Consider the following 26265-nt stretch of genomic DNA (forward strand, 5'->3'; position numbering starts at 1 on the left):
TCATAAAACATTATACTTTTTAGTATAGATGTCTAAAATAAACAATTTGAGCATACATTTGTGTTTTATTTCATTTGGGAAAATTTGTGATTCAATTCCTATGTTTAAATTACATTATCTGTAAAAAAAATACTTCGCGTCTGCAATGAAGCGTTTGTTCTGCATCTGCTGCTATGAAGAAAGATTCTATAAGTGTCGTATCAAATGACATCTTCTAATTTCTTGAATGGTTCTTTTTTTCAGTTTCATTTTTTGAGAAACCAATGATACGAATGAAGGAAGCATATCTTGAAAATGAATGAACAATCTTACTGGTAAATATGGAAGATTGTGTCAAAAGATAGCTGCTTATAGCTTTTAGATTTAGCAAATACATATAAGGAGAGGAACGAGATGTTTCCCGATTTTCTAAACAAAGCCGATAAACGAAAATTTTTATTCGTACAATACCTTGAAAAACTGCCAACTTTAAGCGAAGACAAAGAAGTTGTGATGGCTGATCTTGCGATGTCAAGTTTTCTTTTTTACAAAACGATCGACGAATTACATACAGACTTTAATGCTTTTGGATTAGCAGGAGAATATCATATCTATTTAGAAGGAAATATCGTGAAATTGACCCGTAATGGGTTAGTCAGTGCTGATTTACTTTTCTCTCATTATTTAGAAGATTCATTAAAATACTGTATGTTCAAAGAATGTTTTTTTGAGCGGCTCGTTTCAGTTTATGAATTTGCGGCTGTCCATTTTTTCAGCCATAACCCCATTTATAAAGAATTCAAAGCGCTAAAAAAACTTTTACTTGACTTTGATATCAAAATCAACAAAGAATTCCAGCTGATAGGAGATGAGTGGGTTGTCAGAGAATTTCTATTTGTTTTCTTCTTGCGAAACAAGGAAAAAATCAATGAACTCTTCCCTTCATTGAGTACCGAATCGGTCAAGAAATTCACGTTGATTTTTGACGACCCCAGCTTTCTTTATCCCTCTGATACGCGCATGAGTGTCAAGTTGGCATTGATTTTAAATATCATCGCGATTCGTGTCAAACATGGGCATCATCTAGGTAACGCCCGGCCAAATGGCCTTCTGGTTCCTGTTGAGGACCCCTTATTGAACAAAATCAGTCAGTGGGTCTATGATATCAATCCAATTCAAGAGAAGCATATCTGTCAAGTCGAAGCCGAAGGGATTGCACAGTTTTTGATTTCAGAAGGATTGATCGATGGATCGATTTTTGCAAGTGCTGGGCGTCCGGAAGTGGCGGAGATGAATCACCGCTTTTTGGATAATTTGGTGGAGTGTTTTCCGGTCAGTGCGCAGGATTTTGAAACAATCGAAAAAGAATTGTATGGGATCCATTACCTTGTCTTAAGTTTCCCACCAACCTCTACATGGCAGTATCTTGAAGCTGATATCAGTTTTTTTGTAGAAGATTATCCTGAATTCAGCACCTTTAGCCGTGCCTTTATTGAGATGAATCTAAAACTTGACTTCAATAGTGATGATGCCAAATTCCTTTTCCATCATTATCTGACCTTGCTGGTATCTGTGGTTTCTGTTAAAGGGATTTTAGATCCAATCAAAACATGTGTTGATTTTTCATATGGTGAAAAGTATAACCGCATCTTGCAGCAAAATATTGCTCATTTCATTGATACACCCATGCAGTTCCAGTTAAATCCTGATGAAACAACAGAGCTGATCATCTCGGATATTTTGATTCATGATGCTGACAAATCGGTCTTAGTTCAATGGTCAACACCGCCTAAACAATCAGATTGGGAAGGGTTGAAAGAACGAGTCTTGGACATCAGAAAAAACCGGATCGAACAAGCAATTGCCTGCTTGTCAGATCAGGCGGCTTCTTCTTAAATAACAAATGGATATTGTGTAACATGATGCACATCTCATCTTCGTTGTTTCAGTGACATCCCTCATGATGTCAAGGAATCAAACGTTGATGAGATGCGTTTTTTTCAAGATTTTCATAGGTCGGTGAAAAAGTTGACTAACCCTGTTTTCCAAAGATTGTTATAATTCTCTAAGTTATAACTCGCTTTTTCTAATTGAAATGACATCTATTAGCAATGCGTTGTTTTGCTAAAATGACAAGTGCTATTTAATCAGACAGGCTCATTTGTATAAATAACGTATTTTTTAATAGGTGACAGAAAAAGTACTTAGATCGATACAAAGAGGAGGAAGACAAGTGCAAAAGAAAATATTTGGCAGTATCGCCTTGTGCAGCATGATCGTCTTAAGTGGATGTGGGCAAAGTGGTGGCAATAATCAAACGGATGCGACCGGTGCGAGCGAAGATACGAGTGTTTCTGACACAAATATTTTAGACTTTCCAGTGGCTGTCAGCAATGAGAATGAAATCATCGATGGAGGAGTGTTGGATGTCGCGGTCGTAATGGATACGCAGTTTCAGGGGTTATTCCAATGGGAGTTCTATCAAGATAGTTATGATCGTGATTTTTTAGAGCCAAGTCATGAATATTTATTCTTAAAGAATAATGATTTTATGATCGTGGATGGAGGCCCAGCAGATTTGGTCTTGGATGAAGAGAACAAGACTGCAACAATTACATTAAGAGATGAATTGAAATGGTCAGATGGTGTGGACGTTACAGCTGAGGATGTAATTTTTTCTTATGAAGTGATTGGTCATGCAGATTATACTGGAATTCGTTATGACAATAACTTTACCAACATTATTGGTATGGAGGATTATCATGCCGGGGAAGTAGAAACAATTGCAGGGATCACTGCAATCAATGATAAAGTTGTTCAAATCGAATATAAAGAAGTTCATCCCGGGATGTTGCAACAAGGTGGCGGTGTATATCACTCAGCGTTAGCAAAACATACCTTCGAAGGAATTGAAGTTAAAGACATGGAATCAAGTGATCCAGTGCGAAAAGCTCCAATCGGTTTCGGACCTTACGTTATGTCAAGTATAGTAGCAGGTGAATCAGTGGAATACCTACCAAATGAGCATTATTATGGAGAAAGTCCTTCGCTTGATAAATTGGTGCTTCGCGCAGTGCCATCTGCATCAATCAATGAAGCCCTGTTAGCCAAACATTATGATATGGCCATAAAAATGCCGACGGATACATTTGACACATACCAAGATATGGACGGTTATCAAATGCTTGGCAGACCCGAACAATCATATACCTATATTGGTTTTAACTTAGGTACTTGGGATGAAGAATCTGGAAGTGTAGACTACGATGATGAGTCGAAAATGGCTAATAAATATTTGCGCCAAGCAATGGCTTATGCAATTGACAATGATTCAATTGGAGAACGATTCTATCACGGTCTTCGTTCAAATGGAACTACTTTGATTCCTCCGGTGTTTGGCTCACTACATGATACAACGATTAAAGGTTATACATTAAATATTGATAAGGCAAACCAATTGCTGGATGATGCTGGTTATATAGATATAGATGGGGATGGCTTCCGTGAAGATCCTAATGGTGAATCATTAACAATTAATTTTGCTTCGATGTCTGGTGGTGAAACAGCACAACCTTTATCAGATTATTATTTACAGCAATGGCAAGAAATTGGACTAAATATTGAGTATACAACCGGCCGATTGATTGATTTTCAAGCTTTCTATGATCGACTAAAAAATGATGATCCTGAAATTGATGTCTATCAAGCAGCTTGGGGGACAGGGTCAGATCCTTCACCGACCAGTTTATGGGGACCAAACTCAGCGTTTAACTATACACGTTACGAATCAGAAGAGAATACACGTTTGTTAGCAGCAATTGACTCGAATGATTCTTTTGATGAAGTTAAGCGCAAAGAATCTTTTGATGCATGGCAAGCGTATGCATTTGAGGAAGCGTTCGCGATTCCAACATTATATCGTAATCAGATTCTGCCAATCTCTGACAGAGTAGCGAACTTTTCATGGGCTTATGATGTTGACCACAATCCATGGGCTAAAGTGGGAGTTACTGCTGAGCAGCGTTAAAAGGAGTGAGCAAACAGTATTCTTGGTTTTCACTAAGATCACTGTTTGCTTTATTTGTTTTATTCGATCGTTGTTCTTAAGCTAAATTGGTCTACCTTGTCAAAATAGTTTAAAAACGTTTGCAAAAAAGTATTGACATTCCTTCACGGATTGAGTAATATAATCTCAACAGAGCGCGAGAGTGTTCTGATAACTGGATTCGTTACTGTTCGGCAGGCAAGACCAGAGGAAAAAAGTGCGTTGATTACCCATGAGGATCCTTCTCGGGGTTGTACACTTTTTTGCTTTGGTCTTCTTTTTTTACTCAAATTCATTTGATTTGAACGAAAAAAGAACCGGTTCCGAAGTTACTGAATCTTAGTCTTAGCTGCATCCATGCGGCTTGAAGGGGGCACAGAAGAAAAGGGAATGATTTCATTATAAGGTTGGACCCGTTCGTTGATGATTGGCTCTTTTTCTCATTAGTAGCAACTGTCGAGTTAGATGAAAGATCAAACAGGCAACACTGCTGGTGACACTGTTGTCCGAAAGAGGCAAGACGCATAGTGAATGGGCTAAGGACAAAAACCTTCGGCATAAACAACTCGCTTGCTAAGAATGAATGCGTTTTCCTGCGAGAACGGCTGATTAAGGAGGATTGTTCGTGAAAATAGTCAAAAGGATCAACAACAATGTTGTACTCTCGAAAGAAGAAGAAGTCGAAGTGATCCTCATGGGAAAGGGCATCGGTTTTCAAACAAAACCCGGTGATTGGATCCCACCAGAGTCAATAGAAAAAAAGTATTATCCAGAAGATGACTTGACTGTTGAACACATGTCGAAAGTCATGACCAAAGCCAACGAAAAACAAATGGCAGTGATTTATGAAATCGTCCGAATCTTTCGAGATAGTATTGAAACCGATTTCAATCCAAATGTTTATTTTACATTAATGGATCATATCTTATTTGCCATCAGCAGACAGAAGCAGGACATTGTCTTGACCAATCCTATGCATTGGGAAATCAAGAAAATCTATGCCAAAGAATATGCGGTCAGTTTGCAGGCAGTCGCATTGATTCGCCAAGAACTGTATCCAGATTTTTCACAAGAGGAAGCTGCTTTTATCACATTGCATTTTGTCAATGCGGAAATTGAAAAGAGTGCCAATCAAAGTGCCTTCGAGCACACAGAACTGACAAACAATATTTTAAGAATCGTCAAGTACAGTATGAACATCGAATATGATGAGAATTCATCCTACTTCCAACGGTTCGTGACCCACATTCGCTATTATTTGATTCGACAAAGTCAGGGTACCGATGAACCAGTGATGACCAATCCAATGATTGCGCTGGCCTTCAGTAGTTATCCAAAGGAAAAAGAAACCGCAGATTCAATCAAAGAGTATTTATATGAACAAAAAGGTTGGCTCGTGAATGATATGGAATTGATGTATCTGATCTTGCATATCGGCAACTTAGCGGCTCATTCAAAAATATCATAAGAAATTCAATGGATTCGTTACAGTTCGGCTGGCAAGACCTGCACTTTCTTACAATACGTCTAAGATAAGACTTTCTTTGGGGAGAAGTCTATCCACGAAGATGATTTGTAAAAAATATGCTGGTCTTTTTATATTCGAAAAAAACATTAAAGGAGTAATTAAAATGGCAAAATATACAGAATTAGCCCAAGACATTTTGGCACACGTTGGCGGTAAAGAAAATGTGTCATCTGTGAAGCATTGTGTAACAAGACTACGGTTTCACTTGAAGGATGAAAGCAAAGCAGATACCAATTATTTGCAAAAGCGCGATGGCATTGTCACTGTTGTAAAAGCAGGCGGACAGTACCAAGTCGTTATCGGTAATCATGTACCTGATGTTTATGAAGAAGTTTTGAAAGTCGGCGGTTTGGCTGACGGTGGTTCCGTAGATATCGATGAAGGCGACGGCCCTAAAGGCAGCTTGTTCGATCGCTTCATCGACGTGATCTCAAGTTTGTTCCAACCTTTCTTAGGACCTTTGGCAGCAGCCGGTATCTTAAAAGGAATCACGGGGCTACTAGCTGCAACAGGGATGGATGCAACAAACGGTATTTATGTTGTGATGAACACATTAGGGGATGGCTTATTCCAATACTTACCAATGATCTTGGCGGTAACAGCAGCTCGTAAGTTCAAAATGAATGTCTATACCGCGTTGGCAATCGCCGGTGCAATGGTATACCCAGGTTTATCTGATAGTGTTGCAGCAGCCAGCAAAGTCTTTGGTTTGACTTTGACATTACCAGCCGGCGGCTACTTCAATAGCGTGTTGCCTGTGATTTTGGCGATTTTTGTGGCATCTAAAATCGAACAATACATGCGCAAAATCACACCAGATGTAGTGAAAATGTTCGTTGTCCCATTCGTAACAATCTTGATCACTGTACCATTAACATTCTTCGTTGTAGGTCCAGTGGCCAACACAGCTTCAAGCTGGATCGGGATTGCCTTCCAAGCAGTCTATGATTTTAGCCCAATCGTTTACGGTTTTGCATTAGGTGCATTATGGCAAGTGTTGGTTATGTTCGGTTTGCACTGGGGTCTGGTGCCTTTGGCAATCATGGACATGGCACAAAATGGCCATTCAATCATTTTGACAGCAGCTGTTTTACCATGTTTCACGCAAACAGGCGTCTTAGCAGCTATCTGGTTGAAAACGAAGGAACCTAAAGTCAAACAAGGCACAATGCCAGCATTGATTTCATCTATCTTTGGCGTAACTGAACCAGCAATTTATGGATACACATTGCCAATGAAAACACCATTTATCGTTTCTTGTATCGTTTCTGGTTTGGTTGGTGTATACTTATCAATCTTTAACGTAACTGGTTATGCAATGGGTGGTATGGGAATCTTCTTATATCCAGCATACATCGATCCAGCAACAGGCAGCTTCCACAGTGTGATTCATTTGGCGATCGGTACAGTACTTGCGATCGTTGCTTCATTCGTTGTCATGATGATGTTGAAAGTACCTACATTATATGCTGACATCGACGCACCAGTAGATGTACCTGTGACACCTGCAACACCTGAACGTACCGTTTCTGCTTTTGTGAAAGATGAAACCATCAAAAGCCCAGTTTCTGGCCACGTTGTTGCATTAGCAGATGTGGAAGACAAAGTATTCTCATCTGGCGCAATGGGCAAAGGCGTTGCAGTTGAACCAGCGATCGGTGAAATTACTGCACCAGCTGATGCAGAAGTGAAAATTTTATTTCCAACCAAACATGCGATCGGCTTAGTAACAGAAGATGGTACTGAATTACTGATCCATATCGGTATGAATACCGTTGAACTAGAAGGCAACCACTTCACTGCTTATATCAACCAAGGAGACAAAGTCAAAGCAGGACAAAAATTGATCTCATTTGATACCGATGCGATTCGTTCTGCCGGATACTCTTTACTGACACCAGTGATTGTGACCAATACCAATGACTACACAACCGTTCTGGCAACTGATGCAGCAGATGTATCAGCCAACGACAATTTAATCGAAGTTGTAAAATAAGTGAATGACGGGCGCAGGACTTGAATTGAAGGATTATAAATAGATGCAAGTCCTGTGGCCGAATAATAGAAATGAGGCACAGTTATGACAGACAAACAGTTTCCAAAAGGATTTTTATGGGGTGGCGCAACAGCAGCCAATCAGTTCGAAGGCGCATGGAATGAAGGTGGCCGTGGTCCGGCGACTTCTGATACAGCAGTTGCAGTGAAACCAGAAGACCGCAAAAATATGGCGGATTTCGCTGCACCGATGACCCGTGAAAAAATTGAATTTGCATTGAATGATCAAGAAGGATTATACCCGAAACGTTGGGGATCTGATTTTTATCATCGCTACAAAGAAGACATTGCATTATATGCAGAAATGGGCTTCAAAACATTTCGTTTATCGATTGCATGGTCACGGATTTTTCCAAATGGGGACGATGCACAACCTAATGAAGAAGGCTTGCAATTCTATGACAATGTGTTTGATGAATGTGCGAAATATGGCATTGAACCATTGGTCACATTGTCTCACTATGAAACACCAATTGGCATCGCTTTGAACTACGGCGGCTGGAAAAACCGTCAAGTCATCGACTTATTTGTCAAATATGCGGAAACAGTTTTGACCCGTTACAAAGACAAAGTCAAATACTGGTTGACCTTCAACGAAATCAATATCATGGGCATCTCAGGCTATGTTGGCGGTGCCTTGGTTTCAGAAGATGGCACTCAAAGCCTATCAGATATGTACCAAGCCGTTCATCATCAATTCGTTGCATCTAGTCTTGCGACAAAATTTGCTCACGAGATCAATCCTGAAATCAAAATCGGTATGATGTTGGCACGGATGCAATCCTATGCTGCGACACCAAACCCAGCCGATGTGATGGAAGAAATCAAAAAAGACCACGAAAATCTGTTCTTCTCAGATGTCCAAGTACGCGGGAAATATCCAGCGTATACAAAACGCTTCTTCAAAGAAAACAATATCGAGGTAACGTTTGAAGAGGGCGACTTAGACATCTTGGCGCAATATCCTGTTGATTTCATGTCATTCTCTTATTACATGAGTTCAATCGCTCGTCACAACCCTGAAGAAGGCGGCGACTCAGCTGCTGGGAATTTCTCACTAGGTGAATCAAATCCTTACTTGGAAGCATCCGATTGGGGTTGGCAAATCGATCCAATCGGGTTGCGTGTGACATTGAATAACTTGTATGATCGTTACCAAATTCCATTATTCATTGTTGAAAATGGCTTAGGTGCTTTCGATACGGTTGAAGCAGATGGTTCGATCCATGATTCTTACCGGATCGATTACCTGAAAGCACATATTGAACAAATGTACGAAGCTATTGAAGATGGTGTTGAATTGATGGGCTATACACCATGGGGTTGTACAGATTTGGTTTCAGCGTCGACTTCTGAAATGTCCAAACGATATGGGTTTGTCTATGTCGATGCAGATGATGAAGGCAATGGATCCTTTGATCGCTCTCGCAAAGATAGTTTCTTCTGGTACAAAGAAGTAATCAGCAGCAATGGCGGTAGTTTGTTTACTAATGAATAAAGTAAGAAAGCCGAGGTGATACCTCGGTTTTTTTGTATATAATTTACATTTACTTCAAAAATCGAAAATAAATTATGCTATAATGACTGAAAATGGACAATTTAAATAGGAGGGAATTATGGACATTATTCAAACGACATGCAATTACTGTGCATTGGCTTGCAATTTGGACTTTCATGTCAAGGATCATACGATTTTAAAAGTTGTGCCCACAAAAACATATCCTGTGAACAAAGGTTTTTCATGTATCAAAGGGTTGTTTTTGAAACAACAACAACAAGTCGTTCAACCACCAGCAAAACCGCTATGTCGTGAAAACGGACAACAAAAAGAAGTTGCTTGGACAGATGCGATCAATCAAGCAGCCGGCCAATTACTTGCAATTCAAAAAAAATATGGGCCGGAGAGTATTGCTGGTATTAGCACCGGGCAGATCCCTACAGAAGAAATGGCTTTGTTTGGACATGTTTTACGAAACTTCCTAAAAGGGCATCTAGATGGGAATACGCGTTTGTGTATGGCGACAAGTGTAGTTGCTTACAAGCAGAGTTTTGGTTTCGACGCGCCGCCTTATTCATTAAGTGATATTGACGCTTCGGATACGATCATTTTGATTGGGGCAAATCCTGTCGTTGCGCATCCAGTGTTATGGGGAAGAATTCGGCAAAATCAGCACCCCAACAAAACAATCATTGTTATTGATCCACGACCATCAGAAACTGCTCATCAAGCCGATGTTCATTTTGCCATCAAACCGAAAAGCGATTTGGTTTTATTTTATATTTTAGCCAATGTACTCATTCAGAAAAATTGGATAGATCATGATTATATAAGAAATCATACGGAAGGGTTCAACGAATTTCGGACTTTTACGGCGGACTATTCTCTTGATCAGGCTGAAATGACTGGGTTGTCAAAAGAACAGATCCTCTCCTTGGCAGAGATGATTCATCAAGGACGCAATGTCTCTCTTTGGTGGACAATGGGTGTCAATCAGGGCTACGAGGCGGTTAGAACAGCACAAGCAATCATCAATATTGCACTAATGACAGGGAATATCGGTCGAAAGGGGACTGGCGCCAATTCTTTGACCGGACAAAGTAATGCCATGGGTTCCCGTTTGTTTAGTAACACTGCTGGATTATATGGCGGAGGAGATTTTGACAATCCTGTGAGGAGAAAGACGGTTGCTGAAGCATTGGGCATTCAACCCCATTGGCTAGCGGATAAACCCACTATTCCTTACAACCAAATCATCGAAGGAATCAATGAAGGACGTATCAAGGCCTTGTGGGTTGTTGCCACAAATCCAATGCACTCGTGGACAGACAGTGACAGCTTCAAGTTGGCTCTAGCCAAACTCGATTTGTTGATCGTACAAGATTTATATGCGGATACACGCACAGCCAAAGAGGCAGATATCTTTTTTCCGGTCGTATCGGGTTTGAAAAAGACGGGAACATTCATCAACACAGAGCGACGGCTATCCGGTTTGCGTCCTGTATTGGCAAAAACGGCTGAAGAGCATACTGACTATGAGGTCTTTTTGAAGATGGGACATGCATTAGGGATGAAGGACTTATTAAATGGCTGGGAAACACCTCAATCTGCATTTGATCTGCTTAAAGCATGCACCAAAGGAATGCCTTGTGATATTACCGGTGTTGAGTATGACATGTTGACCGGTTCAAGCGGCATTCAGTGGCCATTTCCAAAATCAAATCCAGATCATGAGACAGAACGGCGACTGTATGAAAACGGGCAATATTATACGCTATCTAAAAAAGCCCGATTCGTGTTTGAAAAAGAGAAAGAAAATCCATTAAAGCTATCTAGCGACTATCCGCTCATGTTCAACACCGGTAGAGGAACTGTCGGACAATGGCATACTGAAACACGAACTCGAGAAATCAAAGAGGTGCGCGAAGCTTCTGATCAACAGGCAGTCATTTGGGTGCATCCTGATACAGCTGCAGATTTAAACATTGCCCACAAAGAACCAGTCATGCTGCATTCCATAAATGGGAAAAGCGCTCGATTTTTTGTGAAAGTCTCACCATATGTTCAAGTAAATGAGCTTTTTTCTCCAATGCATTACGCTGAAGTCAATGTGCTGACACCTGCGTTATATGATGATTATTCTAAAGAACCCTCATATAAATCAACGCCTGTACGCTTAGAAAAGGAGCAACTTATATGAAAAGGATCAAAATTGACCGCAGCAAATGTATTAGCTGTTTGACCTGTGTGACCGCATGTTCAATCGCCCACCAGGGGGAAGATCCCAGAAATCGTGTAGTTATATCTGAAGAAGGGGTCAATACACCCATATTTTGTCGACAATGTGATTTACCTGAATGCGTGTATACCTGTATGACCGGGGCGATGTATAAAGATCCGTCAAGCGGGTATGTACTATATGATCAAAAAAAATGTGCCGGTTGCTTCATGTGTATCATGGCTTGTCCTTATGGCGTCTTGAAGGCTGACAAATTACAACACAAAGTCATCATGAAATGTGATATGTGTATTGAACATGCAACCCAAACTCCGCAATGTGTCGCCAATTGTCCTATGCAAGCAATCACCTTAGAAAGTGTGCCGGCCTATCAAATGAGCAGTGACAACGGAGGTGTTCTATGAAGTATGTTGTAGTAGGTGCTTCAGCAGCTGGGATAAACGGTGTGCGCACATTGCGTCAATTGGACCCAAAGGCTGAAATCTGCTTGATTTCTCAAGATACGCATATCTATTCTCGCTGTATCTTGCACCATTATATCGAAGGCTCAAGAACAATTGAGGAACTATCTTTTGTTGAAGCTGATTTCATTGAGCGTTATCAGATCGATTGGATCAAAGGAGGGACGCTAGCGTCTCTTGATACAGACAAGAAAGTCCTGCAATTGATGGACGGTCAAACTGTCGCTTATGACAAGTTGCTTTTGGCTACGGGCGCCTCCACCAATTATCCACCAGTAACGAATATTGATGTGGCGCGTCATGTCGTGGGGTTAAGAACATTAGCGGATGCGAAACAGATTCGGGAAAAAAGTCAAAAGGCGCAAAGTATCGTTGTGATGGGTGCTGGATTAGTAGGTATTGATGCGCTAGAAGGTATTTTGCATTTAGGTAAATCACCTACGTTGGTCGAATTTGGTTCCCGATTGTTGCCAATTCAATTGGATGCCCGTGCAGCGATGGCCTATCAAGAAGCATTCAAGCAAGTGGGTGTTGAACAGTATTATGATACTGCAGTCAAAGAAGTCATTATGGATGAGAACCAGCAAGTAAAGCAGTTGCGCCTTTCTACTGGAGAGATCTTGCCATGTGATCTATTGGTCGTGGCTACAGGGGTTAGACCGAATATTGGCTTTTTGTCTGACGGTCAACTGATTACTGATCAATTCGGCTTGGTGTTCGATTCTTTTGGTCAGACATCGATTGATTCAATCTACGCGGCTGGTGATATATCTGGCAGAAATCCAATCTGGCCCGCCGCTGTGAAAGAAGGCATCATTGCAGCATCAAATATGGTTGGAATAAAAAGAGAATTAACGGATTTTTTTGCCAGTAAATCCACCATGACATTTATGAACATTCATACATTGTCTTTGGGAAATCCTTATCCAGCAGATGATAGTTATATGGTAGAAATCGATGACAATCAGGATGTCTATCGCAAAATCATTCATAAGGATGGCGTGATCTATGGGGCATTGGTCCAAGGAAACTTATCCTATACGGGTATCTTGACCCAAATGGTCAAAACGGGGATTCCCACAGATCGTCATGGGAAATCATTGTTTTCACTGACTTACGCGGATTTTTTTGATCTAACGGATAACTTAGAATTTACCTTTTGTCAAAATAAAGGAGACGAATATGAATAAATTCACTCGAACGGTTGCCACGTTGCCGGTTGGAATGATTGCTACAACGCTTGGCCTATGCACATTATCAAACGCCTATAATTTTTTCGAGTTAGCGGCGATCCGTTACTTGATGATGAGTTTTGGCTGTCTCGTGTGGATTCTAGCCGCAATCAAAATCCTGATTTGTCGGGACGTTTTTCTCAAGGAATATAAACAAGTTGTTCCAGCTAGTTTGTATGCGACATTTGCAATGTTGACAGCTGTCTTAAGTAGTTTCATCTTTCCTTATTCATTTTATGCAGGTACATTTTTTTGGTACTTAGCGGTAACGATGCACATCATCCACATTGGGTTATTTAGTTATCGAAATGTAGTCAAACATTTCGATAAGGCCTCTTTTTTGCCCACATGGTTTGTCACTTATGTGGGCTTGCTGGTTCCTGTCGTTGTCGGTGGACCAATCGGTCATCCGCTTCTTCAAAAAATCATTGTCGGATACGGATTTATCGCAACCTTGACCTTGGTTCCGTTGATGCTCGTGCAAAAGATCCCATCTAAAATGAATGTGACAAGGATGATTTTTTTAGCACCCTTAAGCTTATGTATCGTCGGCTATTTGAATGTTATTGAACAGCCCAATCTGTTTGTCTTACTTTTCTTGCTATCATGTCTGACGGTTGCACTGATCATGTTAACAAGCAGAATACCTTCATTTTTAGCACGGCCGTTTGATCCAACCTTTGCTTCCATGACGTTCCCTCTTGGCATTTGCACAGTTGCTCTTTATCGGGGCGCACAATTCTTATCTGGAAATGGCTTCGATTTTAGTGCAAGTATCCTATATCATATTTTTTCTTTGGTGCTATTTTTTGCTACGGGTGTTTTACTGTTCGTTGGCTATCGATTCACAGCCGCCTTTATAAAAGAAGCTTTGTCTAATTTTACCCCAGTGTCTATTTTTGACAACCAAAGAAATGAGGAAGCTGAATGAACCGGAGATTTCATCCTGTTCAGTTGATCGTGATTTTATTTTTCACAAGTATCGCTTTTTTTATCACTATACGTGATAGAGAGAAAGTGACGTATAGCGCTCATTTTTCAGCTGCTGCCAGTTTGAAAGAAGTTATGGACGAAATGGTGATTGCCTTTGAAAGGGTGCACCCATCTTATTTGGTAACTGTTGATTATGGCGGTTCCGGGGCGATTCGGGAGAAAGTACTGTCAGGTGCCCCCATTGATGGCATTTTCTTAGCTAGCCAAGAGGATATCCAAAAATTAGATGCTGGAAAAGTACTTGAGAATCAACAAGTTTTATTACAAAACCGACTAGTTGCAGTTACAGCTGAAAACAACCTAAATACATCTTATCAATCATTAACACAATTGCTGTCAGAAGCAACCTATATTGCCATTGGCGAACCGAATACAGTTCCTGCCGGAAGCTATGCAATGGAAGCTTTGACACAGCTGGTTGCGCTTGAAACGATTGAGGAAAAATTTGTATTTGGCAGTGACGTGCGACAAGTGTTGTCGTATGTCGAATCAGTCGATTCAGTCATCGGGTTTGTCTACCAAACGGACGTAGTAGTTTCAAGCAATATAGGTATCGTGGCGGTTATCGATTCGAGTACACATGCACCGATTCTTTATTCAAGTGGTTTGGTTCGGACTGATGCAAAAAATCCAGTAGCGGTTGCTTTCAATGAATTCTTGGCTAGTGACAGCGCAAATGATATCTATCGAAAGTATGGGTTTGAGTTATACGAAGGTGAAACCCGCAGCGAGGGGAGGTGAAGCATGAATACAGCAATCATTCATTCTGTTTTGATCTCACTTGGCTCCTTAGTTGTGGGTTTAGCCATTGTATTGCCAGTAGCTTATTTCAATGCCTATCATGATTATCGCGGGAAAATCATGTTTGAAACACTCATTTTACTGCCGCTTGTTTTGCCACCAACGATTATTGGTTATGGGTTGTTGCGCTTTTTTGGACGGAATGGTTTAGGGGGGGCGTTGCTGGCGCATATTGATGTGAATCTTGTCTTTACACTGACGGGGGCAATCATCAGTGTGACGATTGTTATCCTGCCAATTTTATATCAAGGAATCAAAGCTGCTTATTTGAGTGTGCCGAAAGAGTTGATTGACGCTGCGAAAATCCTTTCCGCAAATCAAAGGGAACGATTGTTGTATATCATCATTCCTCATTCGTGGCCGAGTATCTTAGCAAGCAGTTTGCTGGCTATTTGCAGAGGCTTAGGCGAATTTGGTGCCAGTTTAATGATGGCCGGGTATATAGAAGGGAAGACAGATACGATCGCAACGGCTATGTATTTTGCTGTATTGCAAGGAGATGATCAAAAAGCGGTCACACTGAGTTTGGTTAGTCTGTTGATTGGTTTTTTGTCGTTAGGAATGATTCAATTATTAAATAAAAGGGGAAATCCGTGACATTACATGTAAATATTGAAAAAAAACTCTTTCACAAACAGCTGCGATTCGACCATGGATTTACACATCTGATTACAGGCATTCAAGGTGTTAGCGGGGCAGGAAAGACGACGATCCTCAAAGTGATTGCTGGGTTGACACAATGTGATGCAGGTGCCATTTATTTCAACGAAACAGTATGGCTAGACACAAAGTGCTGCTATCATTATCCAACACAAAAACGCAATGTTTGGTTTGTCATGCAGCAGACTGCCCTTTTTCCAAAGATGAGCGTAGAAGAAAATATTTTGTTTAGTCAAAACATGCAGTGGTCGAAAAAACGCTCACCGCAAGTTCCACCAAAACAGTTGTCTTTTTTCTTAGACGCACTTGAGATAGCTGAATATGCCAATGAATCTGTCGAACGCCTTTCTGGAGGACAGCAACAACGTGTGGCATTGGCTCGAGCCTTGATGAGTCAACCAGAGTTATTGTTGCTTGATGAACCTTTTAACGGGTTAGATGATGTGACCCACACAAAGGTAATGTTTTTTTTGAAACAGTTCATTGAAGCGCAAAGAATTCAAACGATACTGGTAAGTCACAGTAAAGCGGAGTTATCGTTTATGACCAATGAGATTGTGCAAATATGACGTGTCTGTCAAATTCTAACTGATAGGGTAATTGCTTGTAGTTAATTCAGAATTTGCAAGCACTACAGGGTGGATATCCATTTGTTCAAAGAAATCTTGAACCCGTAATTGGTCTGAAAAAAGTGCATGTCTAAGATGACCAAGCATACGTTTATCCACCAAAAGGTGCGCAATCAAATAATGTTGTCTGCCATCAGTATCTTGTGCATAGACATTTGGATGTGCACAGAGTGTCAATAAACTGTCCGCTTGTAAAAAAGGATAGTCAACAGCTGTGATCAATAACCGATCATCGGGATGATTTTTTGCAACTGTATAGATACCGCTTAATGGGCCTTTACCAGAGATTTCTGCTAAATCAAGCAAAATATGTACCTTGTCTTCTGGGAAGAGCTGACGCAATGCCTCGGCATTCTGCTGATTTGCTGACACATAGACCTTATCAGCAAGGGCAAGCTGCCTGTGAACAGCAATCTCCACCCATTTCATCATGAAACGTTGGTCATCAAAGAGTGCTTTGTCTTGCATGAAACGTCTGGAAGAACCACCAGCTAAAATAATACCAATCAACATAGTAAACAACTCCTAACAGGAATAATCAAAATTAATGAGGAGAAAAAATATAAAGTGAGTGAATATATGGATAAACAGCGAGAAGTAATTTACTTGCATGAAGCACAAGCGAGATTAAATCAACTATCATTTGAACCAAAGACAGTATCTGTCAGTTTACATGATGCCTTAAATGAAACTTTGGCTAAGAATATCAGCGCGCCTTTTCCGTTACCGAATTTTCGTCGCGCAGAATACGATGGCTATGGTATATCAGATGTAACTGATTTAGATTCCTCTGCACAATATGAAATAGTGGGAGAAATCGGGGCAGGTGATCGATTTACAAGGGACATTGGATTGAACGAGACGGTCAAACTGATGACCGGCTGCCGGGTACCCGATGAGATTGTAAAAGTGATACCCATAGAAAAAGTAACTGTCTATGAGGATAAAAGGATTCAAGTGAACGAAAATGAAACAAAAGCGAATATCACCGAAATAGGCTATGAAGTCGAGCAAGGACAAGTCATTTTAAAAGCTGGAACGCAATTAACGGCGGCAAAGCTCAGTTTGGCAGCCGCCTTCGGTATCAAGAGAATCAAGGTGTATCAAAAAATCAGCGTGGGTATTCTCACAACAGGATCAGAACTCATAGACATTAAATCAACCACAAAAGAGGGGACCACTTTCGATAGCAATCAAATACTCTTAACACTCCTTGTGGAAGAAAGCGGTGGCCAGGTTGTGCTGTGTGATACCGTTTCTGATGATCTGGACGAAATCGACAGACGAATAGTTGAAATGAGTCATCAATGTGATTTGATTTTAACAAGTGGCGGTGTTTCGGTAGGCGATTACGATTATATTGCAGCCATTGCGCAACGAGAGAAGCTGTTATTCAATAAGATTGCTATGCGCCCAGGCAGTTGCACGACAGCTTTTTGTTATAAGCATGTACCTGTGATCGGTCTTTCTGGGAATCCTGGCGCATGTTTTACAGGCTTTTATTTTTTGGCTGAGCCGATGATCCAAAAATTCAGAAAACAAGCAAGCAGATTGGTATACAAAAAAATGACATTGGCACAGTCGATTCCGCAAAAAAACACATTCGAACGTTATCTTCGTGCGACGCATAGTTATGGACGGGTTCAGCCACTAGCAAAGAATCAATCAAGTGCCTTGCAGGCTTCAGCTGAAACGACGTGCTTTATAAAAATTCCCGCCAATACACACTGCACCAAAGAAATGGAGGTGGACGTATGGTTGTTGCCTTGCAGATAATCGGACATAAAAATAGTGGCAAAACCACGACCATGTGCCATTTTATCGAAAAAGCCCAAATGCTTGATCTAAATGTCACAGCCTGTAAGAGTACACATCATCAGGCAACAATGGATTTTGAAGGAACTGACTCCTATCGTTTTGCGGAAGCTGGTGCGCACCAAGTCTTTTTACAAAATCCAACCCATGTTTTTTTTCAAGGACCAATCTCAGGCAGCGGAAATACAATAGCAAGCAAAGAAGTATGTGGACTAGCAGATGGCAATTTTCGGCTATCAGCTTTTGAAAGATATATTGCACCTGATGCAGATATATTGTTACTAGAAGGCTACAAAGATGCAGGGCTGCCCAAGTTGATCTTGTTAAAACCCGGAGAGAACAAGGATCATTTTTCTTGCTCGGGTCAGATCATTTATGCCTCAGTATACGCAGATGTTGTGAAAGAAAGAAACATCGTTGATTTGAGTGATAAACAAAAAGCCCAAACGTGGTTTTCAGCATGGCTAAGTGAGAATATCAACGAAGAAGATTCTCTCACGCATTTCAATGCGCAGCAACGAGCCAAGATGGTCGATGTCTCAATGAAAAAGGCCACATCACGCGTAGCCGTTGCTTCATGCCGATTAACTATGAAAACAGAAACAATTGAACGCATCAGAAACAATCAAATCAAAAAAGGCGATGTTTTAGCCGTTGCCCAAGTTGCTGGGATCATGGGGGCCAAACAAACCAGTACATTGATTCCAATGTGTCATCTGATTGCGTTAAAGAGTGTGGATATCCATTTTGAATTTAACGACAATACCTCAATTACCATTATCAGCACCACTAAAGCAATTGATCAAACCGGTGTAGAAATGGAAGCTTTGGTTGCTTGTCAAATTGCAGCGTTGACGATCTATGATATGTGCAAAGCAATTGATCCAAGTATCGAAATCACTGCGTGTCACTTGCTGGCCAAATGTGGCGGCAAAATGAATTATCATAAATAGCTGATTGAAAGGATGAAGAGGACAAAAAACATTATGTATATTTTTTGCACTCTTTCATTAAGTGGTCGATTTCTGGCAGAATCAATGTTTCAACGGCCAAATGACAAGCATTGACGGACCCGGGAAGGATAAATAGCAACTGCTGATGTTCGTTGATGCCGGCCAATGCTCTCGAGGCCATAGCATGTGCACCGATTTCTTGATAACTGAGCCATCTGAATAGTTCGCCAAAACCGGGCATCTCTTTTATGAGAAACGATTGAAGTGCTTCTATCGTTACATCCCTTGGAGCGATGCCCGTTCCGCCATTCGTTATAATCAAGTCGCATCCAGTCGTGCATAATTGCTGATAGCTAGCTTGAATAGCTGAGACATCATCCTTCACAATGTGTTTAGACAGGACTGTCTGACGATGGGCATGCGCAAGCTGCATGATTCTGTTGCCTGATAAGTCAGTCTCCTCTGTGCGGGTATCACTGATTGTTAAAATGGTTATATTGGCAGTCAATGTGTTTCCTTCCTTTCTGTAAAGACTGAAAAAACTGAGGGAAAGCGTCTTTATCTGGTTTTTCCTTCAATCCATAAATCAGCATGGTGCCATTCTTAAATAATGTCAGTTGGATCGTGTCCCAAATCAGCAACACACCCATTGGATGTTGGATGATTTTTCCTTGGTGATTTTTGCAATCAGCTATAAGTATAGGCGCCATTGATACTGGGTACTTTCCTTGATAGACATCTGTTCCGCATACTTTCTTTAATTCTGATAGTTGAGTGCTCGTCGCTGTTGAGGACGAGCAGTATGGACACTCTTTGTTTTTGGATACATGAAAAGATTGGAACGAGCAATCCCAAATATCGACAAAATAAAAGGTTTCCCAAGATATTGAAGGGTCCCCAATGAGTATTTTGTATGCCAATGAGATTTGCAGGCTGGTGACCAATGGAATCAATGGGGTGAGGATACCTTGAATATCACACGCCTTCTCTCCTAAGATATCCGCATTCGGAAATAGGCAATGGAGACATGGTTTTTTTCGAGGAACAATGGCCATTAATTGTCCAACTGTTTGACTGCAAGCAGCAAAGATGAAAGGGATATTCTGCTGATAAGCATAGCTATTGATCACCTCTCTAGTGGCAAAATTGTCTGTACAATCAAGAATCAAGTCGAGTGAATCCAATGAACGAAAAATAGTTTGTTCAAAATGTTCAGCATAAGCGATGATCTCCACAGTAGGATCGATACGGCTCAATTGTTTTTTTGCGGCAATCACTTTTTTTGTTTTATTTTGGGCATCTTCATGGACAAAGAGAGCCTGTCGTTGCAAATTACTGACTTCAACATGGTCAAAATCAACTAAAATCAGCTTTTTGATACCACCGCGTACCAATTGTTCAGCGCAATAACTGCCTAAAGCGCCACACCCTACGAGTAATACTGTGGAGGACATCATTTTCTCTTGGCCGTTTTTACCTATTGCTGGTACGCGTATCTGACGATCAAATCGATTCATAAAGTCTCTCCTTGCTTATGGAAATATGGTATATTTATCATTATATCATGTCTGTTTACTTAAAAAAGAAGAAAGAGGTGAGTTTTTTGATAAATGTCTCGCTGCAAGATAAAAAAATCAATACGGATCAGGAAATTCAGCATTTAAAATCACCGTATAAAGGAGCGATTGTCACATTTCATGGGACTGTACGTGAATGGACAGATGAGGTAAAGACGATCTCCATTACGTATACAGCGTATGAGAAGATGGCCATACGCGAAATGATCAACGTATCAAAGGAAGTGTGGACTGAGGATACAGCTATCACCGTCATTCATAGAATAGGCACCCTTGATCCGATGGACACAGCTGTGTTTATTGGTGTTGCCGCCCCTCATCGACAAGAAGCATTTCAAATATGCACCCATATCATTGAAGAATTAAAAGTAAGAGTGCCAATTTGGAAAGAGGAATGCAATGCAACAAAATCATGAAGGAGAAGTCATAAAGCATGTTAAAGCAAATTATCATACTGGGACCTTTAAAATCAAAAATAAAAGAAGCAGTTCATTGTACATTGCCTGTAGAAGTGAATCAAGAAGCTGTATTGCAGACGATGATCGATTTATTTCCAGCATATGAAAGGGATATCGCAAGTTGCAGGGTCGCCATCGATCATCAGTTTATTGATAGCCAAATGAGGTCAATCACCGATAAAAGTGAGATTGCGCTTATCCCCCCTGTGAGTGGAGGATGACGTCAATGAAGCCTTACCGAATGACGGACATGTATCAACGTACCCATGATTATCTGCGCCTGTCAGTGACCGATAAGTGTTCTTTGCGCTGCACTTATTGCATGCCTGAGGATGGATTGGCCTTTTTTCCAGATCACTGTCTATTGAGCACACAAGAAATCATCGCGATGGTCGACAATTTTTGTCAACTTGGCGTTGATAAAGTGCGTTTGACTGGTGGGGAACCATTGATGAGAAAAGACATTCTTGAAATCGTTGAGGGAATCCATCAACTCTCAGCTGTAAAGGACCTTTCCATGACAACAAACGGATTGGCCTTAAAACGCTTGGCGCAACCTTTAAGAGATGCTGGTCTGCACCGCTTAAATATCAGTTTAGATACCTTTGATCAAAAGCGCTACCGGATGGTCACGCGTGGAGGTAATTTAAAGCAAGTGTTGGCGGGGATTGAAGCTGCAATAGCTGCCAACTTTGATGAAATCAAATTGAATGTGGTCGTCATACAAGGACAAAATGACCAAGAGTTGCGTGATTTTTTGTCATACACATTTGAACATGATGTGACAGTGAGGTTCATCGAATATATGCCGATTGGGCAGGCCAATCAAAAGAAATGGCAAGACGCCTATAAAGGAGTTGAGCGTGTGTTTGATATCTGCCATCAAGAAGAGTGGACCTATCGCGCTATCGAGATGAAAGGAAACGGTCCCGCAAAAAACTTTCAAATGGATGGTGCAAAAGGAAGGTTTGGCTTGATTCACCCAATCAGCTGTCAATTCTGTGCGGCGTGCAATCGTTTACGTGTGACAGCAGATGGCTACTTAAAAGCATGCTTGTTTTGGGAAGACGAAATCAATTTAAGACCTTATCTAACTGACTTTCAACTTTTTGAAAACAAGGTGAAGGAGGCATTGGCTAGGAAACCGGAAAATCATGAGATGGCATTAGATATTGAGGAAAGCAAGCTATCTGAGAAACCTACTTGGCGACATATGAGCCAAATTGGTGGATAAAAACAAATATCAAGGTACAAAAAAGACTGTATTTCAAGTGAAATACAGCTTTTTTGTGTGAGGATTTAATCCTGTTTTTCCCAAAAATCAGTAATCGCGCCTTTGGCAGAACTGGATACGATATGTGCATACTTTCCTAATGCGCCTCGTGAATGAAGGGGAGGGATCACCAACGTACTTTGACGCTTGGCTAATTCTTCTGCCGATACATCCATTGTCAATTCTTTGGTATCTTGATCCACGATGACCGTATCGCCAGTTTTAAGCAATGCAATCGGACCACCGTCTTGGGCTTCCGGTGCGATATGTCCGACGACCAATCCATAGGTGCCGCCAGAAAAACGGCCGTCGGTCAGTAAGGCCACTGTTTCTCCTTGCCCTTTACCAACGATCATACTAGATAGAGACAACATTTCCGGCATACCAGGTCCGCCTTTAGGGCCTACATAACGGACGACCACAACATCACCATCGACGATCTCATCGGAGAGCACGGCATCAATGGCTTCTTCTTCTGTATTGAATACTTTGGCTGGGCCGACATGTCGCCGGACTTTGACACCAGAAACTTTCGCGACTGCACCATCAGGCGCTAAATTACCATGCAAGACAATCAAAGGGCCATCTTTACGTTTCGGATTTTCTAAAGGCATGATGACTTGCTGACCAGCTTTTAAGGAAGATACTTCCGCAAGATTTTCCGCGATCGTCTTGCCTGTGACTGTCAGGCAATCGCCATGGATAAAGCCATTTTCATAAAGGTATTTCATAACTGCCGATACACCACCGACTTCATACAAATCTTGGAACACATAGTGGCCGCTGGGTTTTAAATCTGCCAAATGAGGCACTTTGGCTTGAAAATCATTGAAATCATCTAATGTCAAATCAACATTCGCTGCGTGAGCCATCGCCATAAGATGCAAGATGGCATTGGTTGATCCACCTAATGCCATGACAACTGTGATGGCATTTTCAAAGGCTTTTCGTGTCATGATGTCCTTGGGATAAATTTGTTTTTCTAATAGGTGTAACACAGCTTCACCGGCTGCTTCAACATCTTTGAGTTTTTCTTCGGTGATGGCAGGGTGAGAGGAGGATCCTGGTAAACTCATTCCCATGGCTTCGATGGCAGCAGCCATTGTATTGGCTGTGTACATGCCGCCACAGCCCCCAGGACCGGGACAAGCATTGCATTCGATGCGACGCACCTCTTCAGCTGTGATGTCTTGATTATTCCATTGACCAATAGCCTCAAACACGGAAACCAAATCGATGTCTTTGCCATCCAAATTTCCTGGCGCAATCGTACCGCCATAGACGAAGATTGCAGGGACTTCTGTATTGGCGATCGCAATCATGCAGCCAGGCATATTTTTATCGCAGCCGCCAATGGCTACGAATGCATCACAGTTATGCCCACTGACAGCAGTTTCTACAGAATCAGCAATGATGTCGCGAGAAGGCAAGGAATAGCGCATGCCAGGGGTACCCATGGCGATCCCATCAGCGACGGTGATCGTCCCAAATTGAACGGGCCAGCCACCCGCAGTCAGGACACCTTGCTTGGCCAATTTGCCCAAATCATGCAGGTGGATATTGCAAGGTGTATTTTCAGCCCATGTGCTGATTACACCAATGATTGGTTTTTTAAATTCTTCGTCGTCCATGCCTGTGGCCCGTAACATGGCCCTGTTCGGTGATTTGACCATATGATCATAGACATGACTGCGGATACGGATATCTTTTTTTGCTTGTTCTGACATCGTGAAGCACTCCTTTCGATAAGACCCATCGAGTGTTTTCCTACTATTTAACCGTACTTTAGCGAAAAGCGCAATCATTTTCGAAAGATTGAGAAAATTCGCAAAAAAACCTTGTTATTTCGGATCGTTCGTGGTCAAATAAATATAATTATCTATGAAAAGAGGACTTCGCCATGTCAAATGAAATCAAAATGAACCCTTTAGCACAAGAGAATCAAGCAGCCATCATTGAGAAATTGGAGATGGTGATGGATCCGGAAATTGGTTTGGATGTCTATAATCTAGGTCTGATTTATGAAATCAATTTGCGTGATCATGGGCTGTGTGAAATCGTCATGACCTTTACGGGTGCTGGATGTGGCTGTATTGATTCTGTTCCAGCTGAAATCCAAGACCGTTTGATTGAATTGCCTGTCATCGACGATGTCAAAGTGAATGTCGTGTGGTCTCCGACATGGCAGCTGACAAGAATCAGTCGTTTAGGACGTATCACATTAGGGGTCAATCCTAATTAGATCAAGCAAACAATCGATTATATAGAGCAGCGCGCAGCTTGTTCAAAGTTTTTTCCTTTTTTTATTTTTTTAAAAAAAGGAAAAAGAAAGGATATTTTCTCTTTCGTTCCTCTTGAATTCAGTAGACGCTTTCATTAAGATGAGAATATAAGTCGATATCTGTCAATTAGCTGTGACGTTTGGTTTTACATTTTCTGAAGATCATTGGGGGAATGATAGCGCATAATCTGTTGAATGAACTTGCAGCATGAAGACAGCAATCGGCTTTTTTGTTGATTAGACAGGGGGGAGGGTCTTTTGGGTATACCGGCTTCTGTTGTGTACAAAATGCAAATGATTTCTAATGAGCCGCTATTTCAGAAATTGGTCGAAACGTGTATAGATGTTTTGAATGACTATCATTTAATGATTCATCCGCAGCATTGGCAATTTTTTTTGGTGCATCTAAAAGAACTGACTGAACGGACGATCCACGAAAGATGGGGTGTCACTGCTGACATTGGCATGGATGATTTCCCGCCTGTATCTAAAGAAGCGTTGGAAATAGCAAAAGAGATCAGCGCGCCTATAGAGCTATTGCCCGTAAGTGAGATTCGATTATTGGCGGTTCATCTTGATCTTGCCATATCGACAGATGAAAGCCAACCAAGTACATTGACGGCTCCGCCAGGCTCTTGAGTTGCCTACACTTTTTAACAATGACGAAGTCGAAGATTTTTTTCGGCTTTTTTTGGTTTCTCTACACCCTATTGGCAGGAAAAAGCATTTTATTTTCCTTTTCGGTATTTTTCCTCTACACTTTTTGTAGGAAGTATAAAAGAAAAAGACTATCACAAAATAATAGGAGGAAATGGAAAATGTCAGAAAAAATCAGCAATCCATTAACAAAGTATTACAATGGGAAGTTTGAGAAACAGCCCCAAGAAGCACCAGCGATCCAAGGGAAAATGCAACCAGTTCCCGATTGTGGTGAAGAAAGTTATACAGGATCCGGCAAATTAACAGGTAGAAAAGCCCTTGTGACTGGTGGGGACTCTGGGATTGGGCGAGCAGCAGCGATTGCTTATGCCAAAGAAGGGGCCGATGTTGCCATCAATTATTTGCCATTTGAAGAAGAAGATGCCCAAGAAGTCAAAGCAGCGATCGAAGCAGCAGGTCAAAAAGCGGTCTTGATTCCGGGGGATTTGAGAGATGAAGACTTTACCCGTAAACTGGTGCATGATGCGGCAGCAGCTTTAGGCGGTTTAGATATATTGGTCTTGAATGCAGGTATGCAGCAAGCTGTGCAAGACATTAAAGATCTGACAACAGAACAAATCAAAGATACTTTTACTATCAATATCATTTCAATGTATTGGACCGTCCAAGAAGCGCTAGATTATCTGCCTGCTGGCGGAAGTATTTTAACTACTACTTCGATCCAAAGTGCAGAACCGAGTGCACAATTATTGGATTATGCTGCAACAAAAGGTGCGATTACCTCATTTAGTAAAGGGTTAGCCGCGCAATTGAGTGAAAAAGGGATTCGGGTCAACACTGTGGCCCCTGGACCAATTTGGACACCATTGCAAATTTGTGGTGGACAACCGCAATCAGCGATTCCAGAATTTGGTCAAAATGAATTGTTAAAACGTGCCGGTCAACCTGTTGAATTGGCCCCGGTATATGTATTCTTGGCTTCTGATGAAGCAAGCTACGTGACGGGTCAAGTGTATAGCATTACCGGTGGTTCATTCTTTGCATAGTAAATGACAAAATAAAAAAAACGCGCGAAATGACTGATTTAGTCATGTGCGTTTTTTTTATGCTATGGTTTTTGGACGATAG

24 protein-coding genes and 1 pseudogene are annotated in these 26265 nt (G+C 41.3%); 21 read left to right on the top strand and 4 right to left on the bottom strand.

Annotated features, from left to right (window positions below; genetic code table 11):
- The first annotated feature begins 393 nt into the window (after window positions 1-393).
- The 12 genes from A5886_RS05265 to A5886_RS05325 all read left to right on the top strand — a co-directional run bounded on the left by A5886_RS05265 (window position 394) and on the right by A5886_RS05325 (window position 16060).
- Window positions 394-1875, top strand: a complete 1482-nt coding sequence (locus tag A5886_RS05265; RefSeq protein WP_086273972.1) for a helix-turn-helix domain-containing protein — start codon at window positions 394-396, stop codon at window positions 1873-1875.
- Window positions 1876-2212: 337 nt separating this feature from the next.
- Window positions 2213-4006 (top strand): oligopeptide ABC transporter substrate-binding protein, encoded by a 1794-nt coding sequence (locus tag A5886_RS05270; protein ID WP_086273973.1) that lies wholly within the window; start codon window positions 2213-2215, stop codon window positions 4004-4006.
- 643 nt (window positions 4007-4649) lie between these two features.
- Window positions 4650-5492: a PRD domain-containing protein gene (locus tag A5886_RS05280; protein WP_086273974.1), complete on the top strand. Its 843-nt coding sequence runs from the start codon at window positions 4650-4652 to the stop codon at window positions 5490-5492.
- A 163-nt stretch (window positions 5493-5655) separates the two neighbouring features.
- Window positions 5656-7548, top strand: a complete 1893-nt coding sequence (locus A5886_RS05285) for a beta-glucoside-specific PTS transporter subunit IIABC (protein ID WP_086273975.1) — start codon at window positions 5656-5658, stop codon at window positions 7546-7548.
- Between the two features lie 84 nt (window positions 7549-7632).
- Window positions 7633-9105 carry a glycoside hydrolase family 1 protein gene (locus tag A5886_RS05290; RefSeq protein WP_086273976.1) on the top strand — a complete coding sequence of 491 codons (1473 nt, stop codon included), beginning with the start codon at window positions 7633-7635 and terminating at the stop codon, window positions 9103-9105.
- Between the two features lie 118 nt (window positions 9106-9223).
- Window positions 9224-11305 (top strand): molybdopterin oxidoreductase family protein, encoded by a 2082-nt coding sequence (locus tag A5886_RS05295; protein ID WP_086273977.1) that lies wholly within the window; start codon window positions 9224-9226, stop codon window positions 11303-11305.
- Window positions 11302-11748, top strand: a complete 447-nt coding sequence (locus A5886_RS05300; RefSeq protein ID WP_086273978.1) for a 4Fe-4S dicluster domain-containing protein — start codon at window positions 11302-11304, stop codon at window positions 11746-11748. The genes A5886_RS05295 and A5886_RS05300 overlap by 4 nt, the downstream gene beginning before the upstream one ends.
- Entirely contained in the window at window positions 11745-12995 is a 1251-nt protein-coding gene (locus A5886_RS05305; RefSeq protein WP_086273979.1) for an NAD(P)/FAD-dependent oxidoreductase, read from the top strand. The genes A5886_RS05300 and A5886_RS05305 overlap by 4 nt, the downstream gene beginning before the upstream one ends.
- Window positions 12988-13968: a TDT family transporter gene (locus tag A5886_RS05310; RefSeq protein WP_086273980.1), complete on the top strand. Its 981-nt coding sequence runs from the start codon at window positions 12988-12990 to the stop codon at window positions 13966-13968. The genes A5886_RS05305 and A5886_RS05310 overlap by 8 nt, the downstream gene beginning before the upstream one ends.
- Window positions 13965-14771 (top strand): molybdate ABC transporter substrate-binding protein, encoded by an 807-nt coding sequence (modA, locus tag A5886_RS05315; RefSeq protein WP_086273981.1) that lies wholly within the window; start codon window positions 13965-13967, stop codon window positions 14769-14771. Before A5886_RS05310 ends, modA begins: the two co-directional genes overlap by 4 nt.
- 3 nt (window positions 14772-14774) lie before the next feature.
- On the top strand, window positions 14775-15428 hold the full coding sequence (locus A5886_RS05320) for a molybdate ABC transporter permease subunit (RefSeq protein ID WP_086273982.1): 654 nt from the start codon (window positions 14775-14777) through the stop codon (window positions 15426-15428).
- Window positions 15425-16060, top strand: a complete 636-nt coding sequence (locus A5886_RS05325; protein ID WP_086273983.1) for an ATP-binding cassette domain-containing protein — start codon at window positions 15425-15427, stop codon at window positions 16058-16060. Before A5886_RS05320 ends, A5886_RS05325 begins: the two co-directional genes overlap by 4 nt.
- A gap of 15 nt (window positions 16061-16075) precedes the next feature.
- Here the strand turns inward: A5886_RS05325 and mobA are convergent, their stop codons facing one another.
- The gene (gene mobA, locus A5886_RS05330; protein ID WP_086273984.1) at window positions 16076-16633 is read right to left on the bottom strand and encodes a molybdenum cofactor guanylyltransferase; all 558 of its coding nucleotides are present in this window, start codon (window positions 16631-16633) and stop codon (window positions 16076-16078) included.
- A 54-nt stretch (window positions 16634-16687) separates the two neighbouring features.
- On the opposite strand from mobA, the gene A5886_RS05335 reads away from it, so the two are divergent.
- The 3 genes and pseudogenes from A5886_RS05335 (at window position 16688) to moaC (ending at window position 18888) form a co-directional block, all read left to right on the top strand.
- Window positions 16688-17896 carry a molybdopterin molybdotransferase MoeA gene (locus A5886_RS05335; protein ID WP_086273985.1) on the top strand — a complete coding sequence of 403 codons (1209 nt, stop codon included), beginning with the start codon at window positions 16688-16690 and terminating at the stop codon, window positions 17894-17896.
- Between the two features lie 32 nt (window positions 17897-17928).
- Window positions 17929-18333, top strand: a pseudogene (locus tag A5886_RS16025) (molybdopterin-guanine dinucleotide biosynthesis protein B); the annotation flags it as partial.
- 78 nt (window positions 18334-18411) lie between these two features.
- Window positions 18412-18888: a cyclic pyranopterin monophosphate synthase MoaC gene (gene moaC, locus A5886_RS16030; RefSeq protein WP_256926250.1), complete on the top strand. Its 477-nt coding sequence runs from the start codon at window positions 18412-18414 to the stop codon at window positions 18886-18888.
- A 31-nt stretch (window positions 18889-18919) separates the two neighbouring features.
- Here the strand turns inward: moaC and A5886_RS05345 are convergent, their stop codons facing one another.
- A complete protein-coding gene (locus A5886_RS05345) occupies window positions 18920-19396 on the bottom strand; it encodes a MogA/MoaB family molybdenum cofactor biosynthesis protein (RefSeq protein WP_086273987.1) in 477 nt (158 codons plus the stop codon).
- Window positions 19362-20405 (bottom strand): HesA/MoeB/ThiF family protein, encoded by a 1044-nt coding sequence (locus A5886_RS05350; protein WP_086273988.1) that lies wholly within the window; start codon window positions 20403-20405, stop codon window positions 19362-19364. Before A5886_RS05350 ends, A5886_RS05345 begins: the two co-directional genes overlap by 35 nt.
- A 77-nt stretch (window positions 20406-20482) precedes the next feature.
- Between A5886_RS05350 and A5886_RS05355 the strand changes: the two genes are divergently transcribed.
- Genes A5886_RS05355 through moaA form a run of 3 tightly spaced genes read left to right on the top strand, consistent with a single transcriptional unit; the run spans window position 20483 to window position 22157 of the window.
- Window positions 20483-20881, top strand: coding sequence for a molybdenum cofactor biosynthesis protein MoaE (locus tag A5886_RS05355; protein WP_256926154.1), 399 nt, complete (start codon window positions 20483-20485; stop codon window positions 20879-20881).
- A 17-nt stretch (window positions 20882-20898) separates the two neighbouring features.
- A complete protein-coding gene (locus tag A5886_RS05360; protein WP_086273989.1) occupies window positions 20899-21144 on the top strand; it encodes a MoaD/ThiS family protein in 246 nt (81 codons plus the stop codon).
- A 5-nt stretch (window positions 21145-21149) separates the two neighbouring features.
- Window positions 21150-22157, top strand: coding sequence for a GTP 3',8-cyclase MoaA (gene moaA, locus A5886_RS05365; protein ID WP_086273990.1), 1008 nt, complete (start codon window positions 21150-21152; stop codon window positions 22155-22157).
- Window positions 22158-22222: 65 nt separating this feature from the next.
- Here moaA and ilvD read toward each other — a convergent pair whose 3' ends face one another.
- Window positions 22223-23923, bottom strand: coding sequence for a dihydroxy-acid dehydratase (gene ilvD, locus A5886_RS05370; RefSeq protein ID WP_086273991.1), 1701 nt, complete (start codon window positions 23921-23923; stop codon window positions 22223-22225).
- A 173-nt stretch (window positions 23924-24096) separates the two neighbouring features.
- On the opposite strand from ilvD, the gene A5886_RS05375 reads away from it, so the two are divergent.
- From A5886_RS05375 to A5886_RS05385, 3 genes are all read left to right on the top strand, one after another.
- Window positions 24097-24438 (top strand): metal-sulfur cluster assembly factor, encoded by a 342-nt coding sequence (locus tag A5886_RS05375; protein WP_086273992.1) that lies wholly within the window; start codon window positions 24097-24099, stop codon window positions 24436-24438.
- Window positions 24439-24735: 297 nt separating this feature from the next.
- Window positions 24736-25116: a hypothetical protein gene (locus tag A5886_RS05380; protein WP_086273993.1), complete on the top strand. Its 381-nt coding sequence runs from the start codon at window positions 24736-24738 to the stop codon at window positions 25114-25116.
- 179 nt (window positions 25117-25295) lie between these two features.
- Window positions 25296-26183, top strand: a complete 888-nt coding sequence (locus A5886_RS05385) for an SDR family oxidoreductase (RefSeq protein WP_086273994.1) — start codon at window positions 25296-25298, stop codon at window positions 26181-26183.
- Window positions 26184-26265 lie beyond the last annotated feature (82 nt).

This window comes from Candidatus Enterococcus testudinis, from assembly GCF_002140915.1.
In the GTDB taxonomy this organism is placed as follows: domain Bacteria; phylum Bacillota; class Bacilli; order Lactobacillales; family Enterococcaceae; genus Enterococcus_D; species Enterococcus_D testudinis.